We start from the raw sequence: 18,598 nt of genomic DNA, 5'->3' as shown, positions 1-18,598 counted from the left end.
GCGTGCCTGGAGAATGCGCGCGTCAGTCGGTTTCCGCCCGTGCGGTGCGATAATAGGTAAAATAGACGGCGGACGCGCGGCCGGCGCCGCCGCGGGATGCGGTCGCGGGAGCCTGAAGGCCGAAGGCGGCGTTGCGCGTCATCGCGGTTCTTGAACCCGGCTTTCCATTTCGTGTCAACTTGTTCGCTCCACAATCTGCCGGATGGCGGATGAATGAAGCCTTTATGTGGTCAGAAGGGCACGAATGCGCGCTTCGGCATCCTCCGGGGGAGGGCGCCCGAAGAAGAGTTGAAACGCCGCCCGCGCCTGGCCGATCAGCATGGCGAGCCCGTCGACGACGGCGGCGCCATTGGCGCGCCCGGCGGCGAGGAAGCCGGTCTCCAGCGGATTGTAGACCATGTCGAACAGGGTCGTGCCGGGGGCGTGGGCGGCGACGCAGGCGAGCAGGGATGGCGGCATGGCGGGGGCCCCCTCCATTCCCATCGGGCTGGCGTTGATCAACAGGCGGGCACCCGACATGGCGCCGTCGCAGCGGTCCATCGGCCAAAGCTCGACGCGCGCTCCGGCGACCGCCGATCGAAGATCCTCCGCTTTCGCCGGATCGCGGACGAGGAGCGCGATGCGGTCCACCTCCCGTCCCGCGAGGTAATCGAGCGCAGCCCGCGCCGCCCCGCCCGCGCCGATCAATGCCGCCCTGCCGCCCCTGAGATCGACGCAATCGAGGGCGGCCGCGACGCCGCCGACATCGCTGTTGCACCCGTGAAGCCCCTGGGCGCCCCGATAGACGCAATTGACGGCGCCGATCCGGCGGGCGTTCGGATCGACATGGTCGAGCAGGGGAAGCACGGCCTGCTTGTGCGGCAGGGTGACGTTGCATCCGCGCCAGTCCGGATCGGCGCGGCGGCCGGCGAGATAATCGGCGAGCTGGGACGGGGTCACGCGAGCGGCGCCGTAATCGCCGTCGATACCGAGATCGGCCAGCCACGCTTTGTGGATCATCGGCGATCGGGAATGGGCGACGGGATCGCCAATGACCTCGGCGAAGGGCCTGCCCATGGCGTCAGGTCCGCCGGTCGAGGAAGGCTTCGACCTCATCCAGGTCGACTTTTCTGTCGAGGAAGGCGCGGCCGATCCCGCGGGCGAGGATGAAGGGCAGGCGGCCGCCCTCCTTCTTCTTGTCGTGCATCATCTGGCCCACGAGCCGCCGTCCGCCGGTGCCGAGGTCCCGGATGTCGGTCGGAAGCCCGACCGCCGCGAGGTGCGCGCGGACCCGTTCCGCGTCGCCTGCCGGGCAGAGGCCCTTGTGGGCCGAGAAATCGAAGGCGAGGACGATGCCCGCCGCGACCGCTTCGCCATGGAGGAGGCGGTCGGAAAAGCCCGTCTCGGCCTCCAGCGCATGGCCGAATGTGTGGCCGAGGTTGAGGAGCGCGCGCTTGCCCGCCGTCTCCCGCTCGTCCTCCGCGACGATGCGCGCCTTGCCCGCGACGCTTGTCGCGATGGCATGATGGAGGGCGCCGGGGTTGCGGGCGAGTAGAGACGCGCCATTCTCCTCCAGCCAGGCGAAGAAACCGGCATCCTGGATCAGCGCATATTTGACGATTTCGGCATAGCCGGCGCGCAGCTGGCGCGGGTCGAGCGTGGCGAGGACATTGGGGTCAATCAGCACGAAGGCCGGCTGGTGGAAGGCGCCGACCAGATTCTTGCCGGCCGGCACGTTGATCGCGGTCTTGCCGCCGACCGAGCTGTCGACCTGAGCGAGGAGGCTGGTCGGTATCTGGACGAAGCCGCAGCCGCGGTTGACGATCGAAGCGGCGAATCCCGCGAGATCGCCGATCACGCCGCCGCCGAAGGCGACGACATGGTCGCGCCGCTCGATGCCCAGCGCGATAAGGCGATCGACGACATGAGCGAGCGTGTCCCAACTCTTGCTCGCTTCGCCCGGCGCGACGAGGATCGGCACCGCCTCGATGGCGCCGAGACCGCGCGTCAGCCGAACCCCCTGGGTGGCCCAGACCGTCTCGTCGCTCACCACGATCAGACGGCCATCGCGCGCGAACGGCGCCAGATGCGCACTGGCGCGGTCCAGCGCGCCCTCCTCGATGACGACGTCGTAGCTTCGCTCGCCGAGCGCGACAATGACCCTGGTCATCCGCATTGCGCCCGGTGGAGCAGCTTCTGGTCGGCGAGGACCAAAGCCATCATCGCCTCGACGACGGCCACGCCGCGTATGCCGACGCAAGGGTCGTGGCGCCCCTTGGTGCTGATCTCGGTCTCCGCGCCCTCTCGGTCTATCGTGGGCACGGGTGTCAGGATCGAGCTGGTCGGCTTGAACGCGACCCGGACGACCACCGGCTGGCCGGTGGAAATGCCGCCCGCCACTCCGCCGGCATGGTTGGCGAGGAAGGTCGGGCCCGCGCGCATCGGATCGGCATTGTCCTCGCCGCGCGCCCGCGCCGCCGCGAAGCCGTCGCCGATCTCCACGCCCTTGACGGCGTTGATCGACATGCAGGCGGCGGCAAGCTCCGCATCGAGCTTGGCATAGACCGGCGCGCCCCAGCCGGCCGGAACGCCGGTCGCGACGCATTCGACGACCGCACCGACCGAGGAGCCAGCCTTGCGAACGTCGTCGATCAGCCGCTCCCAGCGCGCGACCGCAGCCGCGTCCGGGCAGAAGAAGGGGTTCGCGTCGATAGCGGAGTCGTCGAAGGCATCCGGGTCGATCGGATCGCCGCCGATCTCGACGACATAGGCGCGGATCGAGACCTCCGGGATGACGAGGCGCGCGACCGCGCCGGCGGCCACACGCGCCGCCGTTTCGCGGGCCGAGCTGCGTCCTCCGCCGCGCCAGTCGCGCAGGCCGTATTTGGCGTCATAGGCGTGATCGGCGTGGCCGGGGCGGTAGGCGCCGGCGATGTCGCCATAATCCTTCGACCGCTGGTCGACATTGTCGATCATCAGGCTTATCGGCGTGCCGGTGGTGCGGCCTTCGAACAGGCCGGAGAGGATGCGCACCGCGTCGGGCTCGCGCCGCTGGGTGGTGAAGCGCGACGTGCCGGGCCGGCGCCGATCGAGCCACGGCTGGATGTCGGTCTCCGATAGTTCGAGCCCCGGCGGGCAGCCGTCGACGACAGCGCCGATCGCCGGCCCATGGCTCTCGCCCCAGGTCGAGAAGCGCAGCACGCGGCCGAAACTATTGTAGCTCATTCAGGCCTCACCAGGACGCCCCACCACGCGGAAGCGCGTGGCGTTGTCCGGCTGGTCATGCACATCGCGGCGCAGGATCGTCAAACCGTAAGCCTCCGCGGCGGCCTCGGAGGCCAGGACGGCGACGTGGCGGTCGGTGGTGGCCGCCAACCTCTTCGCGGCGACCGCGGTGTTGGCGGCTGCCTCGCCCGAAAGCGCGAGTGAGCGGAGCGTCCCGGCGCACTGGGCAAGCGCCATGGGATGACTGATGACGATCCGGATGTCCGCGAGCCGGCTGCCCCGAAGAGCGAGGAGATGCATACGCACCGGAAGAACATGTTCGGAGACGGTCGCGAGGCCGCCGTCCGCGAGAAGCTGATGGACTTCCGCCACGGGTCCGGCGGCGCTGTTCTCGACCGGCAGGATGCCGAGGTCCGTCTCGCCGCCATTCACGGCGGCGACGACGGCGCCGAAGCTCGCCAGCGCGACCGGCTCGCTGGACGGGCGGAAGACCAGGCACGCCTGGTGGCTGAAGGCTCCCGGCTGGCCCGGATAGGCGATGATGGTCCGGCTCATGAAATCCGCGCGCCCAGCGACCTCATCAGCATCGCGAAGCCGGGAAAGCTGGTGGCGATCATCCCCGCGGAATCCACCGAGACGGGGTTTTGGCTGGCCAGCCCCAGCACGAGGAAGCTCATCGCGATGCGGTGGTCGTCGTGAGCGGCGACATCGGCCCCGCCCGGAGGCGGTCCGCCACAGCCCTCGAGGATGAGCGTGTCGCCTTCGTCCCAGGCATCGACGCCACAGGCGCGAAGTCCGGCGACGATCGCGGCGAGACGGTCGCTCTCCTTGACGCGAAGCTCGGCCAGTCCGTGCATGACCGTCCGGCCGGTCGCGAACGCGGCGGCGACGGCGAGGATCGGATATTCGTCGATCATCGACGGCGCCCGCTCCGCCGGGACGACGACGCCGTGGAGGGGACCGAAGCGAACTTTGATGTCCGCGACCTGCTCGCCGGACATGGACCGCGCATCGTCGAGCCGGAGGTCGGCTCCCATTTCGGCCAGGGTCGCGAACAGGCCGGCGCGGAGCGGATTGACCATCACCGATCGCAGGATGATCTCCGATCCCGGAACGAGAAGGCCGGCGACGAGCGGGAAGGCGGCGGAAGAGGGGTCGCCCGGGATCCGAACCGATGTCGCGGCGAGAGCGCGCCGACCGCCCAGCCGGATGTGGCGGCCATCCGCCTCGTCGCATATCTCGACCTCGCACCCGAAGGCGCGCAGCATATTCTCCATATGATCGCGGGTCGGCACGGGCTCCACCACCTCGACCTCGCCCTGGGCCTGAAGGCCGGCGAGCAATATGGCGGACTTCACTTGCGCCGACGCCCTTTCGTTTCGAAAGCATAGGCCGCCGAGCGTTCCGCCCCGCAGCCGGACCGGGAGCCGCCCTCCTTCGCTGGCGTCGAAGCCGGCGCCCATCGCGCGCAGCGGATCGAGGACGCGCTCCATGGGGCGCTTGCTCAGCGAACGGTCGCCGGTGAACAGGGCCGCCAGCGAAAAGCCGGCGGCGGCGCCCATGAGCAGTCGGACCCCGGTTCCCGAATTGCCGCAATCGACCGGAATAACGGGTGAGCGCCAGCGCGTGCCCGTAACATGCCAGGCGCCGGGAGCGATGCGCTCGGCGGTGGCGCCGAAACGGCGTACAGCCTCCGCCGTGTGGAGCACGTCCCGGCCTTCGAGCAGCCCGGCGATCCGCGTCGTCCCATCCGCGAGAGCCCCCAGGATGAGGGCGCGGTGGGACATCGACTTGTCCCCGGGGACCTCGATCGCACCGCGCAGAGCCGGCGAGGGGAACGCCTCGGCCCGATTCCGAAGAAGGGGCGTCGCCGCCATGCTCATGCCGCATCGGACGTGATCAGCGTCCGCCTCCCGATCAGGCCTGCGACCTCGGCGGCGATATCCAGCGCCTGCGTCTGGTTGAGGCGCGGGTCGCAATGGGTGAGGTAGCGGCGCGGCAGATCCGCCTCGGACATGGGAAGGCTTCCGCCGAGACATTCGGTCACGTCGGCCCCGGTCATTTCCAGGTGGATGCCCCCGGCATGAACGTTCTCCGCCTCCGCCACTTCAACGAAGGCCGCGGTCTCCGCGACGATGTCGGGCAGGAGCCGCGTCTTGTATCCGCGCAGGCTGCGCGTGTTGCCGTGCATCGGGTCGATCGACCAGATGGCGGTACGGCCCTCTCGTCGGGTCGCGCGCATCAGCGCCGGCAGGTGGCGCCGCACATGGGCGGCGCCGAACCGTCCGATCAGGACCAACCTTCCCGGCTTGTTGTCCGGATCGAGCCGGTCGATCAGGCGCAGCATCTCGTCGGCTCCGAGGCTCGGGCCGCATTTGAGGCCGACCGGATTCGCGACGCCGCTCGCATATTCGACATGGGCGCCGTCCAGCTGCCGCGTTCGGTCGCCGAGCCAGATCATGTGCCCCGACATCGCCCACCAGCGCTCGCTGACCTCGTCGAACCGAGTGAGCGCCTGTTCGTAGTTGAGCAGCAAGGCTTCATGGCTGGTGAACATGGCTACCGGCCGACCAGCTTCGTCGTCGCCGACGGCGCGGCGGATCGTCGGCAGGTCGGCATAAGCGGCTGCGGCATAGGCCTTGAGCAATTCGATGGTGACCTGGGCCTGGCGATGCGCGTCGAGGAGGCGCCGAGGGTCGGGCGTGCGGCTGGCGACGTCGAATGCCGGCGCGTTGACCGCGTCTCCCCGATAGCTGGGAAGCGTCACGCCGTCGGCCGTCTCGGTGTCGGAAGAGCGCGGCTTGGCGAACTGGCCGGCGATGCGGGCGAGGTGGACGATCTCGCGGCCGCTCCTGGCGCGAAGCAGCGCACCCATGAGCAGCAGCAGGTTGAAGGTCATCCTCACCTTGTCCGAGCCGAATTCCGCGAAGCTTTCCGCGCAATCGCCACCCTGCAGCAGGAAGGCGCGGCCGGATGAGACGTGCGCGAGCTGGGCCTGAAGATGGAGGATGTCGGCGACGCAGACGAGCGGCGCCGACGCGCCGAGGCGGGCCTCGACCCGGCCGAGCGCCGCCGGGTCGGGATAAGCGGGCAATTGCGCGGCGGGGCGATGGCGCCAGCTGCCAGGGTTCCAGCTCATCGGACCGCCTCCGCATTCGAAACGAGGCAGAGCCGCAATTCCCCCTGTGAGGAAAGCGTCTCGATCGAATGGCCGCGAGGCCTGCGCGCGCCAATCTCCTCCTCATCCAGGACCACAAGAAGCGGCCCATCGTTGACGTCATCATCGGCCACCCGCCCGACGATGATCGCCAGCAGCCGCCCGTTCTCCGCGAACCTGTCGAAGGCCAGCAGATCCGAGTTTCGGAGCGCGATCCACCAGTCGCTGTTCGGGTCATGCTCGATCACCGCCACCGCTTCGCATTGCCGGGCTGCGTCGAGCGCGTCGGCCGGGCTCGAGACGCACCGGATCGACGCGGCCGAACCGAACCGCTCGCGAACCCGCTCGCGCAGCGCCTCGGGCTGGCGCGAGGCGCAGATGACGAATTCGGTACGGACCTGCGCCTGGAGGCTGTGAGACATCAGTTCGCGCCAGACATGGGCGATGAGCTCCGGAGTGGTGTGGCGCGCCCGCGTCGCCAGCCGTTCGACGATCGCCGCCTGCCGTCGCGGGCGAAGGTTCAGGCGTCCTTCCGACGTCGATTGCTTCAGTCGCGCGATCGCGCCGGAGGCGGCGATCCTCCGCTCGATCAGGTCGAGGAGAGCGTCGTCCAGCTGATCTATCTCGTGTCTCAGTCCCTCCAGCGTCGGCTGGAGGGGCGCGGAATCGTGGACAAGCCTTGGAAGGCCTTGACTGTGTAGCATGTCATGTCTCTTCGCCGGGGCCGAACCGCGCGCGAGGGCGCGGGGGTGACGGCGGGCGGCGTTTCAGCTCGAATTTTCAGGAAGGCTGGGGTCGACTCCGATACGCCTCAGCGGGCGTACCGGCCCATAAACGAGCTAAAATAATAGGGAGCGGCCGTCGGCGAGGAGGGGCGACGAATGTCCTGTCCTGTACGCATGCCTGAAGCTCCCGTGGGTGGCGCGCTAGGCCACGGCGTAAAGGCTGGCGACCGAAGCCGCGCCTGTCAAGACGTTTCCTGCGGACCTCGCGCGGTCAGCTCGTTTCAGGTTCCGGGGCGCTTGGTTGGATATTCCCGATACATTGCGCTACGGCAGCGCGAAACTCCGCGCTGTCCGGACGCAGCTCCGGCAGCTCGGATACGGTCTTGCCTTCCAGCACCTCATCAACCGCGCAGGCGCATAGTTGCTGTCCGTCGATCCCTGCCGCCATCGCGATTTCCGATTGGGGAACCCATGCCGTGCAGGCTTCGACGGCACTTTGCCGGACGCCCTGCTGAATGGTCTGGTCAATCACGCCGCCATCGTCGCAGGCGGCGAGGGGGACGAGCGCGACGGCAGCGAAAATCATTTTCATCATCTTGCTTCATCTCTCCTCTCGCCGGCCGAAGAAGGCGGGCGGCATTGGAACAGGTTTGAAGCCGGAGCGGCTTGGCGGTCAGGCCATTTGAGGCTTGAGCAGGTGCCCGTGCAGGCGATCCTTCACGGCAAGCTTCAGCTTCTTCAGACGGAGCAGCCGGAAGCTGTCGGGGACGCGCTTCTTGAGCTCGCGCCTGATCTCGCCGTCCAGCTTGTGGTGGACGACGGTCAGCCTGTAGATAAACGGGTTCATAGCCTCTTTCCTATCGATGTTGCATCGACCGGTCGGCTACGAGAAGGAGGGAATTGGCCATCCGAACCTGCATCGAGCTAACCCGATGCGGTCCGACATCACAACCGTCCCAAGGACGGCCGCCAGAGGGGCCCGGTCCGCTCTACCGATGTATGGACGGGACACGCGGGCTTCAACCCCGGGTCCAATCTGAAGAATGGCGCGCCAAGCATGACAAAAAACGGAACTCGGGCGCATGGGAAGTCGTAGAGCGGCTACCTGCAGGAGCTCAGGCCGCGGCGGGCGGGGAGCCGTGTTGAGGGCGCACCTAAGGCCCCGCTAAAGCGCCTCCTGAATGGCTCACGCTGCGCCTTTTGGGGCATGGCGGCTTTCAGGCCTCGCATGAGGGTAGCTGTCGTTCAGGGCAGCCCGCGCGTTTGATGGCTCCCGCAGAGATCAGCGATCAGCTGCAGAATTCCAGTCGCCCCGTTTGGTGGTGATTGATCCGCGCAAGAGATGCACATGTCGGCTAAGTGGCGATCGTCGAGCTGATAAGATGCTCGCTGACCCGACCCGAGCCGGCGGCGATCCTTTCGAGTTCGACGACGTGATCTCAGTCCGGCTTCTTCATCTGGGTCATCCGGCGGCGCGCGAGGTACTCGACGAAGGCCGGAATCGTCTCATAGGTCGGCATCGGGTCACGGGGATCGAGGATGAGCGTGCCCGACCACAGGATCGAGTTGGGGTAATGAGCGTGTTTGTCGATCGCGCCGTCCTGCTCGAACCAATGGGTCGCCTCGGGCAACAATGCGTGCGGAAGCGGATGCCGTGCGAACGGATTGTGGAACACTTCCAGCTCGGCGCACCAGGGCTCATAACCCTGTGGCCAGAGGCCGCGATATTCCTCGCTCGTCACGTCGAGGCAGAAGGGACGGCCGTCGAGCGCGTGGGGGCCGGGGTCGAACATCTTGCCATAGCGGACATAGCGCCGTCCGTGGGTGGGCATGCCCGCGGTGATGGCGAGCCGATTGAACTTGCTGAGCGTGCAGGCATTGGTGAAGATGATCGCCGACAGCTCGCTCTGGGCGTCGGTGCGGAACAACCCGGCCGGAAAACCCGACGCGCCGAGCAGCCGCGTCGCTTCGCCGCCGACCGCGACGAGTTCGCCATCGATTTCGATCTTCTCGGCGCTGATGCCGTAGAGATATCCCATCAGTGCCTCGCGGCTCCACATCATCGACGATGGCGCGTGGAAATCTGCAAGCGCGATCGCGAACGGCATGCCCTGGACATGCTCGAGGTCGGCATAATTGCGCTGGAGCTTGTTGCCGATCGTCTTGGCAAAGCGCAGCGCCGCTGCCCCGAAGAACAGCTCGGCGGGTTCGGCGGGCTGGCGGGTCGGGCGCGCGCCGACCGGCTCGAAACGGACCGGCGGATTGGCGGTCACCGCCTCGACCCACGCCGCGCGGCCCTCGCGGTTTTCGATCCGGAAATCGGGCGACTCGAACGGCTGGGTGACCAGAATGCCCTGTTCGCGAAAGCTCGCCAGCAGCTGCGCCTCCCAAAGCCGGGTGTGGAAATTCTCGGTCTGGCAGTCGGCCGCCCAGTTCCGGTCGGGCCGCGGCAGCGCAAGATAGAGTTGGTTGAGTAGCCAAGCGACATTTTGGTGCGACGGCTGAAACAGCATGCTGAAGATCTTGCTCGGCTCGCGCCCTTCAAGATCGTGCAAGGGCGTGCGGCGCTGCACCCCGGAAGGCAGCGGCTCCAGCGGCGCGCCGTTCTCAAGGGCAGCCTGTGCTCGCTCGCGCGCCGCCTCGACGCTTCCCAGTACATGATCCTCACGGAGGACCGTCCAGACCGAGTCCTCGCGCCGCCGCATGATAATCAGGCCGATGCTATCGTCTTCAGCGTGCCGCGTCATGATCGCGAATGAATTTTCGTCCGGACTCTGCCACGCTTCGAACGGCAGCCACTCGCCGAAGCCATGGCCGCGCGGCAGCGCCAGCGCATAGACATCGAACAATCCGCGCGGGACCGGGAGCATGTCCCCGGGACCCTCAGGGGCTGAGGATACGGGCAAGTCCGAGACCATGATCAGTGTGCCGAGGGGCGACCGCCGCCGCGGCGCAGCACAGCGATCCGCTTGGTCACGGCCTCCCTGAGCGCTTCGGCGACGTCTTCGATGGGCGTGGGGTTTTCGTCCTCGTCGATCCCGTTACTGTAGATATGGCCCTGCCACACGCCGTCGACGAGAACGCCGTCGAAGCCCGAGCCGGTGCCATCCCAGTTGCTGGCGGCGACGAAGAAGCCGTCGTCGGCATGGACGCGGCGCTTAGGCAGCCTAGGCAGTGGAAAGGCGATTGGCACGCCCTTGAACGCGGCAGCGTCGGCAGGCGGCAACGTGATGCGAGCGCGATAGGCGCCGTGCATATAGGTGTCGGGCTGGTCCAGATAGATTTTCACATCGTCCTCCAAGAGATCTCGCCTTGCGGCGACAAAGTCATCGATAAGTGCGCGCAGCTGCGCGGCCGGCGGTTTGCCCATCGCGGTGCAGATCTCGAGAAAGTCCCGCTGCAAGGCCTCGCTGACGCGCGCCTTCAGTATCTCAGTCTTCTCCATCCATCCCTCCATGGGTCACAAAAATACATATTGTGACCCATGAAGGTGCTTTCAAGACACCGGCGGTCGGTAATCATTCCCCCCTCTGCGAGGAAACAGGAACCTCCGCGCACGGAACAGGCTTGGTGGTGATCAACCGTGAGCGAGAGCTTACCGGAGGGCTATCCAATCCTAGACAGTCCGAAGGCCCGAAATCTCGGCCATGGTTTGCCGAGCAGGCTCAGTGGTCGCTCTCGGTCGCAGGTTAGGGCTGCTTGGGTCGCGGGCCGATTTCGGCGCGCTTCGCAAGAAGCCCGACGACTTGCGTTGCCGAGACGATCGCCAGTAGCAGCATGAGCGAAAGCGTGAGAACGTAGAAGGCCTTGACGTCGTCGAAGCTCGAGTCGCGCCAGTGGGCCCATACTTCGGCAAGAATCGCGATGCCGCGCGGCAGCAGAATCAGCGCAGCAGCCGATGTCGCGAAGGTGAGCGGCAACGCCTTGGTGAGCAGCGCGATCCGCACCTGAGCCCGCTGCGGTCCGCGGTCGTCCGGATCGGTCTCCGGTGTGACTGCGAGCGCCGCCAACACGTTGGGCAACCACAGGGTGTAGAGCGCCGCGAGTACGGCGAGGACGAGGCTCGCCGCAGAGATCGCGTCGGGGAGATGCTCGGTAGTGCTCATGGATAGAGCGCCTGCAGCTCGATAAACGCGCCGTTCGAAACGACATAGGTGTCGAAGGTACCGGCCTTGCGACGGATTGGGCTGCGCGGCGCGCTGGCGGCGGCGAGCTGTGCATTGAGCATGTCGACGACGACCGCATTTGGGAACCGCGCCTCGCGCTCGGCGCCCGGCGCGCCTTGGCACGCTGCGATGAAGCGCCGCGCCGCGACGTCCATCGTGCTCTTGAGGCGGTTCCGATGCCGTGAAAGGGTGGTGCGCAGCAGCGCTCGGCCTTGGGCGCTCGTCAAATTGAAGAGCCGGGCGATCCGCTCGTCACTTGGAATGTCGGGCAAGGCGAGGAGCATCGCAACAAGTCGGCGCTCGCGCAGGTCGGTAACGCTCGTCATAGCCTGCCCAGCGAGCATCTCCGCATACTCCCGAAGCGCCGCCGGCGCGTAGGGCCCGAGATGCTGCGCGAGATCGGCCACTGAGCAGCCGAGCGCATCGGCGATCGCGGCCGCCTCGTCGTCGGACAACTGGAGGGTGAGGTTCAGGTTCAGTTGCGGCATGGGCGCCAACCTAGCTCAGCTGAGGGCGCCGGGCAAAGTGCCGGCAGCCTAATACAGCATCCCGTGGAGCAAGCTTGGCGGAGCTACATGATCGACGGTGTTGGCTCTTTCCTCTATGAGGCAGCCACTTGGGATACAGTTTTCGCCCTAGAGGCGATCCGCTTGATGGCCGGTTTTCCTGAACAGCTCTGACGCGGGCACGGCCGTTCAGGCAGGCCCTGTTCCGACTATTCTCGCGCACGCCTCGCGCGTGCCGACGAGGTACAGCGCAGACGTCGCCCGTGACATACCGACGTAGATGGTCTCGCGATCCAATTCCGGATCGGCGTGATCGAACCCCCAAAGGATGATCACCTGACGTTCGAGGCCCTTGAACCTGCGAACAGTATCAACGGTGACCGAGCCTTCCCGGTAACCTTCAAGATGATCCAGCGTGACCGCCTTGGGGAAGGGGTGCTTCCTCAGAGCGCGCTCGTAATCGAGCTTCCCCCCATGGTCGCAGACAAGGACGGCGATGTGGTGCGGCGCGACGCGCTCCTCGGCCACCAGACGGGTGACGATCGCGCTGATGGACTTCGCCTGCCGATCGATGTCGCCCGCGGTGACCGTCTCCACGGGCACGCCCTCTATGTCGGATGTCAGAACCTCGGCACCACGATAGTGCCGGTATGCTGCGCGGTGGATGGCGGCACTGGTGCGGCAATTCCGGTCGAGCACCACGGATTCTCCCTTGATTGGGATCTCCCCGGATCGGGAATAGACATCCTGATTTTCGTCGAGGAACACGTAGAGGAGGCCGTTCTCGACGTTGTTTAGGAGCATTTCGACTGGCATCCAGTATTCGTCGCCGAAGTCCTGCGCCTCGTCGACGATGATGGCGTCGTATGAGGGCCCGAGCCCGTAGATCGCGTCTGCAAGGGCAATCGGCATCAGCTGGTGGTATTCGTCGGCCGCAGGATGCCTCGATCTGGCTTCGGCCAAGCAATCCTCGCCTAGCTCCTTCCGGGCGCGTTCAAGCCAACGGTGGCAGACTTGGTGGAAGCTGGCGACGTCGAGGTTCTCGACGCCGGCCGACTGCTCCCGAAGATGGTCCGCAAGTCCGCGGTTGAAGCACATGAGAAGGGTGCGCATCCCTTCCTGCGCCAGCCGAACCGCCTTCTCGCGCGCGAGCAGCGTCTTGCCTGTGCCCGCCCCGCCCGCGATCATCACCCGGTTCTGCCGACGCAACATGTCGAGGACAATCGCCTGACGCTCGGTGAGCTCAATCCGCCGCGCCTCCTCGCTCCTGATCCTTGCGGACAGCAGCGCCCGCGTGGAAACGGTCCTAGCGAACATCGAAACGATGTGATCGACGCCACGTGCGCCCAGTTCGTCGAGACCTCCCCTCTCCGTGTCGCGCCAGTAGTTGAGCGCATCGGTGACCCACCGCTCCAGATCGGCCATGTCCTCGCTGTCGCCGATGATCTCGGGGGGAGCGTCGGGTCCACGCAGGTTCCGACCGTTCCCGATGTCCGGAAAGAAAGCAGCGTGCCCGATGTTAAAGCGATGGATCTGCAGCCGCTGCCATACCTGGCTCTCCCTGAGCTTCTGGAGGAGCCCATACTTCCCGACCTTGGCCTGATCGAACGGGTTCTTGATCGGATGTTCCTGGCCGTGCCGATCCGTCGAAGTCCACCGTGCCTGGCGGTAGTCGAGCTCGATACGACCGCCTTTCACCTCAATGACGAGTGCCCCCAGCACCGGATGGAGCACCAGCAGGTCCGTCTCGCCATCGCGGGGCGCGCCGTCCTGGGGCTTGGCGATCCACGCAACCGAGTGGAGCACCGTGAACTGCGGACCGAGCTGCTCACCGAGCGTACGGTAGAGGCGTAGCTCTGCCCCCGATTGGGAGCTGGCACGGTCGATTGGAGGGTAGCAGGCCGCCATCAATCGACGATGTTCAGTTTGCTGACTGGGATAGCCTTGACGCCGTGGATAGGGAACCTGACCTTCGACTGCTGGGCGAGGCCCCGCCCCATGAGTTCGATGATGACCCCACGCCCCCAGCGCCAGTCCTCGACAGTCGCGCCGACGCGCACGAGCATCTCCTTCGAACTCGCTACCGCTTCGCATGCCTTCCGCCACTCATGGTCAAATAGGTAGCCGTCGACCCTGGTGAAGGGATTCCGCAGCGGCCGCACGAGCCTCTTCTGCGGGTCGAGCGCATGCTCGACGACGTAGAGCCAGAACTCCTCCGGATGCTCCTGAGCAAACCGGAATTGCCTTCGGCTCAGCTTCACGCCCACCTGGTTCCACTCGCCGTCAATTCCCTTCACCTCAATCAGACGACGGTTTCCAGCCGCATCGGTCGAGATGACGTCGTAGCCCGGATTGTAGTGCGGCATCTCCTCCGGAACGCGCTCGTGGTGCCTCTCATAAGTAAGGACCGCGGTCACAGCGGCAATTCCGGTCTCATCGGTGCGGTCGTCGTCCTCGTCCCCACCCTCTTCCTCGTCACGGGTGACGGACTCATAGTCCTCGCTGACGACGTAGGAAAGCAGGCGCGATTGACGCTTCTTCCGCCGTTCGGTCCGCTCGGCCCGCGACTTCGGGTCATTGTTCCCGGTGGTGGCTGGGTCGGGAGCGGGGCCGCCACCCCGCTCCCAGCTGCCTGATCCCTCTTTTGCGTCGGAGCCCGCGCCCGATCCGGCGTTCGGCTCATCTCCGATGCCGCCGCTGCTGGCCTTCGACTTATAGGGATCGTCGTTGTCTCCGCCGGCCCCGGCTCCGTCCGCTGAGGTCGTGGTATTCGGTCCGTCCGTCGGCCGCCCGGTTTTCGCACTGCGCGCGAACGGGTCGGATTGTGCGCTCCCATCGTCCGCTTCGATCGGGCTTTTCGACCCATCGGCTTGCGCGGGCGAGCTGACGTCATCCTCGGCGTCGGCCTCTTCACCTTCCGACCACCAGTCGTCGACGTCGGGCGATGCCTCCTCACCGCCCGCGGCCTCCTCTTCGGCGACACGCTCAGAGTAGTGGAGATCGTCCATGATCTCCTGCGCCTCCTCGAGACTCGACGCCTGTAGGATGTTCATCGCCGTGCCCGCCAGGGAGCGCATGTCGTGTGTCGGGCAGAGCGGCGCGACGGCGTCAAACACATTCCGCGCCAGCACGACCCACTTTACCCGCGTGCCGGCGAGGTAGATGCCAGGCTCCGTGCGATCGACAAAGGCATCGGCCTCGACCGCATCGGAGCCGTGGTTGACGCCGTTTCGGATGAGTTCGGCACGGGTGAGGAGGTTTGGCGCTAGTCGGACCCAGACTTGGTCCAGCAGGCGGCGCAGCTCAATCCGAGCCTCCGCGGTCGGCGCAAGTCGCAGCAGCAAGGACGCACGCTCGCGTAGCACGTCAGTCGCGTGCTGCTCCACCGACGCGCCCGGATCACGAGCAAGCTCCAGACGGGCCTTCTCGGACAGCGCCGGCGTGCCAAGTCGACGAAATAGCTTGCGCAGCGCAGCGACGTCGCAGTCCGCAGGCGGCAGCACTACGATGTCGTCGAGATCGCCACGGAAGGGCGTGAGGTGCTGCTCCGAGTCCATCCAGAGCGCATCGCTGGGCCAGATGGGAGTGCCGGAGATCGTGAGGAGCGATTCCTCACCCGCCATCTTGTCCACCGCTTCGAAGGCACCTTCCGAGCCATTCCATAGCGCGTCCGCAAGGAAGCGCATGCAGCGCATGTGTATCGCGAGCTCGGGTCCAGAAGCCGGTGCTGACGCAACCTCTAGGGCAAGTTCGGCGTAGTTGGCGGGGCCTGGGGCGATGGCAACACCCAGACGATTGAACAGGGTTTGCCGCTCCGACATTTTGGCGTGCGCCCGTTGCCAATAGCGAGAAATCGGCGGGTCGGACCAAAATACCCGACTGGCTTTCAGGTAGCCCAGCGAGGGATCATAGATGCAGGGGAGATCCTGCAGACGGTCGATCTCGTGGAGCCCGTCGCCGTCTTCGCAACGCTCGCCAAGGATCTGATAGGTGAGCGGGTGCGGGTCCCTAGCGGACTCCATGCAGGCGAGGAGATGATCGACGACTACGGAGGTTTCAGGCTCCTCCTGCACGCCGAGCAGCTCGAGCAGCTCGTTTACGACCCTGCGGTTCTCGCGGAGCGGCGCCAGGTCGACGACGGGAACCTGGGTGCTGAAGCCAGGCGCCCGGCCGGCCCTATAGACCTCGTCGGGGCTGTAGAGGCTCTCCTCATCGGGTCTTCCGTCGAGCTGCCCCGGCAAGAAAGCTATGTCAGCCAGCTCCGCCAGCTCATCCCGATAGGCGCCGTCGAGCCGGGGCCAGACGTCGATCAGATGGCGGAAAATCGGAGTGAGCTCTTTCTTCGCAAGATCGGGCGTCGACTCGATGGCGATCCGGGCGACACGGTCGACGATGTGTTCCGCCGCGACGCGAGTTGGCATTCGGAGCTTCGTTTCATAGAAGTCTCTGAGCTTCTTCTGCCGTTCCGTGTCAGTCGGCAGCCATGCATGGTCGACCCATCGGGCGGGAGCGCGCCCGAGCATGGCCTCGAATGCGGCGTCCCAGAAATAGCACGCGCTGGGGAGGACAAACTCTCCCGCACGATTTCGAACGAAAGGCACACTGCGGAGGACGTCTAGGATGTCGTCCAACTGATGCCGGTGGTCGGCGATCTCCGCCAGCAGGACCCGATACTGCTCGAGCGTCACCCCGCGCCCAATCGCGTCCGCTAGGTGCCCTGAGACGAATTCTGGGAAATCCATCACCCCAATACCGAGCACATCCTCGGCAAACTTGTTCATGCCCACAGGAAACGGAGCGACATCCACGAATTCGAACCAGCCGGTCGGATCGCGGAACTCTCCTGGGAGCAATGCGCGGGCAGGCGTGGTAAATTGTCCATCCGCCTTGCGTAGGAACGGAACGTTCCACAGGATGTCCTGAGCCTGTGTCGGTTGCTGCGGCTCCCAGAGCAGCGTCAGCAGCTTATAGACCTTCTGGAGTCGATCCACGTCAGCTCCGAACTGAAGGATCGCCGCCTCCTCATCGGGAACCATCCGCACTAGCAGCTGAGCAAAGGCATCGAGGTTGAATCGGTCGATCTGCTTCAGGAGGTTTTGGTGCCGAAGAACGTCCGGGTGGACCACCGCGAGATCCGGCGCGACTGTCTCGAGCAGGACGGCGGGGATATTATCGGGCAGCCGCCATGCTCCCCCTGGGCTCAACGGCTCTCCCGACCAGTCGAGCAGGAACGGAATGCCGGCGAGCGGCGCAGCCGGATTCGCGACCGAGGCCAGAAGACCTCCGCGCGGCGGCTCGAGCATGCCGTTTAAGGCCGACCAGAGTAGCCGCAGATTTGGATTGTCCGCATTGATCGCCTCCCTGCCAGTCTTCGTCAGGGCGATTGCGACGTCGGCGACCTTCAGCGGCATCACGCCGGCGACGCTGAGGGCGTTCAGGTACTCGCGAAGCGACGGATGAAGCATTTTGAGGCCGAAACTTGCGAGGCCAGCCTGCTCTGCTTCGCTCATAGCCAAAGAAGCGGAGCGCACGACCGCCGGCCTATCCCAGCCCCTTTCGAACGTCCACACGCTCTCGCATGACTTCGCTGTCGCGGCGAAGACGTTCCAGAAGCCGGCGAACGCGGGGTCCTTCAAGGCTAGCACGCGCGAGGCCTCGCCGAGCTTCCAAAGGCGCCGATGCCCCAGGGTCGTCTTAAGCAGCTCGAAACGCTCGCCGATGATCTCCGCGGCACCGGCGAGCATGGCCTCGTTCCAGAAGGACTCTTGGCTCTCAGACCCTAGGACGATTTCCTGTCTGCTCGCATGAGGGAAGAAGTCGGCATTGACGTGGAGTGGCAGCCCGGTCGCCTTTTTCGTGGGCAGGTATGCGTACAGCAGGCCCTCGTCGACATCGAAGTCGACAGGCACCGCCACGCTCACCGTGGTGGACCGTTTGAGATCGTGGAGGCCCGGAAACCGCTCTTTCAGCTTCTGAGCCTCGACAACATTCTGCGCATCGCGGGACTGCACGACCCATCGCTGGACGGCATTGCCGGGGCCGATGAGGAGATCGACGCCGTCCGCCGTCCTGTTGATGTCGACGGACGCCTTCAGTTGACCCGCCCGACAAACCTCAATGCGCTTGAGGTGCCGCAGAAAGAGCACGCTCCCAGGAAGGATCGCGGAAACTGCGTCGACCAGTTTCTCTGCGACGTCGTGAGGAACAACGTTCTGGTGGATCGCCTCCCGGATCGGTGAATTCCCGAAGGCCCACGGCAGGATGAACTCTGTGCCGCTGACGGCCGCGATCGCCCGCCGGCGCGCCCGTCCTTCTCGCGGGTTGAGAGTGTACTCGACCCCGACCGATCGCACGATCGGCGTGTCGGTGATCTGGTAGACCGAAACGAATCCAATGCCAAAGCGTCCGATCTGGTCTTCGGAACCGAGCTTGCTGCGACCACCCATCCTGGTAATCGCATGGAAGTTGCAGGTGCGGCGCCCGTCCGAAGCTTCGACGTCTCCAGTGGACCAGTCGCACTCCTTTTTCGCAAGGCTACAGCGACTGAAACTCTCGTTGTTCGTGACAGCGAGAGCCTCGTCCCGGGCGTCGATGCGGAGCGTTGTGGCGCCCGCGTCGTCGGCGTTCTGGATAAGCTCCAGGGCCATGATACCATAACCCTGCAGCGCCTTCAGAGCCTGTTCGATATTTCCGCAGAGATCCGCTTCGTAACTAAGGTCTGGGAACTCCTCTTCAATTAAAGCCGTCGCCATCCTTAGCCCCCCCTGTTGCACCGGAGGTTACTCAACATCCACCGCGGCGCAATCGTTAGATGCCGTTCGGGCGCTAGCCTCCTCGTTA

15 protein-coding genes are annotated in these 18,598 nt (G+C 65.8%); all 15 read right to left on the bottom strand.

Features of this window, described 5'->3' with window-relative positions; genetic code table 11:
• Positions 1-222: 222 nt before the first annotated feature.
• On the bottom strand, positions 223-1,056 hold the full coding sequence (locus ACFQRC_RS04520) for a shikimate dehydrogenase family protein (protein WP_379958220.1): 834 nt from the start codon (positions 1,054-1,056) through the stop codon (positions 223-225).
• 4 nt (positions 1,057-1,060) lie between these two features.
• Complete coding sequence (aroB, locus tag ACFQRC_RS04515; RefSeq protein ID WP_379958218.1) at positions 1,061-2,149, bottom strand: 3-dehydroquinate synthase; 1,089 nt, start codon at positions 2,147-2,149, stop codon at positions 1,061-1,063.
• Positions 2,146-3,204, bottom strand: a complete 1,059-nt coding sequence (gene aroC / locus ACFQRC_RS04510; protein WP_379958216.1) for a chorismate synthase — start codon at positions 3,202-3,204, stop codon at positions 2,146-2,148. The genes aroB and aroC overlap by 4 nt, the downstream gene beginning before the upstream one ends.
• Entirely contained in the window at positions 3,205-3,759 is a 555-nt protein-coding gene (locus tag ACFQRC_RS04505) for a prephenate dehydratase domain-containing protein (RefSeq protein ID WP_379958214.1), read from the bottom strand.
• The gene (aroA, locus tag ACFQRC_RS04500; protein WP_379958212.1) at positions 3,756-5,087 is read right to left on the bottom strand and encodes a 3-phosphoshikimate 1-carboxyvinyltransferase; all 1,332 of its coding nucleotides are present in this window, start codon (positions 5,085-5,087) and stop codon (positions 3,756-3,758) included. Before aroA ends, ACFQRC_RS04505 begins: the two co-directional genes overlap by 4 nt.
• Positions 5,084-6,343, bottom strand: coding sequence for a 3-deoxy-7-phosphoheptulonate synthase (locus ACFQRC_RS04495; RefSeq protein ID WP_379958210.1), 1,260 nt, complete (start codon positions 6,341-6,343; stop codon positions 5,084-5,086). The genes aroA and ACFQRC_RS04495 overlap by 4 nt, the downstream gene beginning before the upstream one ends.
• Positions 6,340-7,065 (bottom strand): chorismate mutase, encoded by a 726-nt coding sequence (locus ACFQRC_RS04490; RefSeq protein WP_379958208.1) that lies wholly within the window; start codon positions 7,063-7,065, stop codon positions 6,340-6,342. The genes ACFQRC_RS04495 and ACFQRC_RS04490 overlap by 4 nt, the downstream gene beginning before the upstream one ends.
• A 292-nt stretch (positions 7,066-7,357) precedes the next feature.
• Positions 7,358-7,681 (bottom strand): hypothetical protein, encoded by a 324-nt coding sequence (locus tag ACFQRC_RS04485; protein ID WP_379958206.1) that lies wholly within the window; start codon positions 7,679-7,681, stop codon positions 7,358-7,360.
• Between the two features lie 78 nt (positions 7,682-7,759).
• Positions 7,760-7,933, bottom strand: a complete 174-nt coding sequence (locus ACFQRC_RS04480; protein WP_379958204.1) for a DUF465 domain-containing protein — start codon at positions 7,931-7,933, stop codon at positions 7,760-7,762.
• A 592-nt stretch (positions 7,934-8,525) separates the two neighbouring features.
• Positions 8,526-9,956: a hypothetical protein gene (locus ACFQRC_RS04475; RefSeq protein ID WP_379958202.1), complete on the bottom strand. Its 1,431-nt coding sequence runs from the start codon at positions 9,954-9,956 to the stop codon at positions 8,526-8,528.
• 50 nt (positions 9,957-10,006) lie between these two features.
• Positions 10,007-10,531, bottom strand: coding sequence for a hypothetical protein (locus ACFQRC_RS04470; protein WP_379958199.1), 525 nt, complete (start codon positions 10,529-10,531; stop codon positions 10,007-10,009).
• Between the two features lie 244 nt (positions 10,532-10,775).
• A complete protein-coding gene (locus ACFQRC_RS04465; RefSeq protein WP_379958197.1) occupies positions 10,776-11,192 on the bottom strand; it encodes a hypothetical protein in 417 nt (138 codons plus the stop codon).
• On the bottom strand, positions 11,189-11,740 hold the full coding sequence (locus tag ACFQRC_RS04460) for a hypothetical protein (RefSeq protein ID WP_379958195.1): 552 nt from the start codon (positions 11,738-11,740) through the stop codon (positions 11,189-11,191). The genes ACFQRC_RS04465 and ACFQRC_RS04460 overlap by 4 nt, the downstream gene beginning before the upstream one ends.
• 207 nt (positions 11,741-11,947) lie before the next feature.
• Positions 11,948-13,666, bottom strand: a complete 1,719-nt coding sequence (locus tag ACFQRC_RS04455; protein WP_379958193.1) for a UvrD-helicase domain-containing protein — start codon at positions 13,664-13,666, stop codon at positions 11,948-11,950.
• Entirely contained in the window at positions 13,666-18,510 is a 4,845-nt protein-coding gene (locus tag ACFQRC_RS04450) for a protein NO VEIN domain-containing protein (RefSeq protein ID WP_379958191.1), read from the bottom strand. Before ACFQRC_RS04450 ends, ACFQRC_RS04455 begins: the two co-directional genes overlap by 1 nt.
• Positions 18,511-18,598: the final 88 nt, after the last annotated feature.

It is taken from the genome of Enterovirga sp. GCM10030262, from assembly GCF_042666435.1.
Classification (GTDB): domain Bacteria; phylum Pseudomonadota; class Alphaproteobacteria; order Sphingomonadales; family Sphingomonadaceae; genus Allosphingosinicella.
Note: the sequence above shows the minus strand (reverse complement) of the source record. Positions and strands in the feature narration are given on the sequence as shown.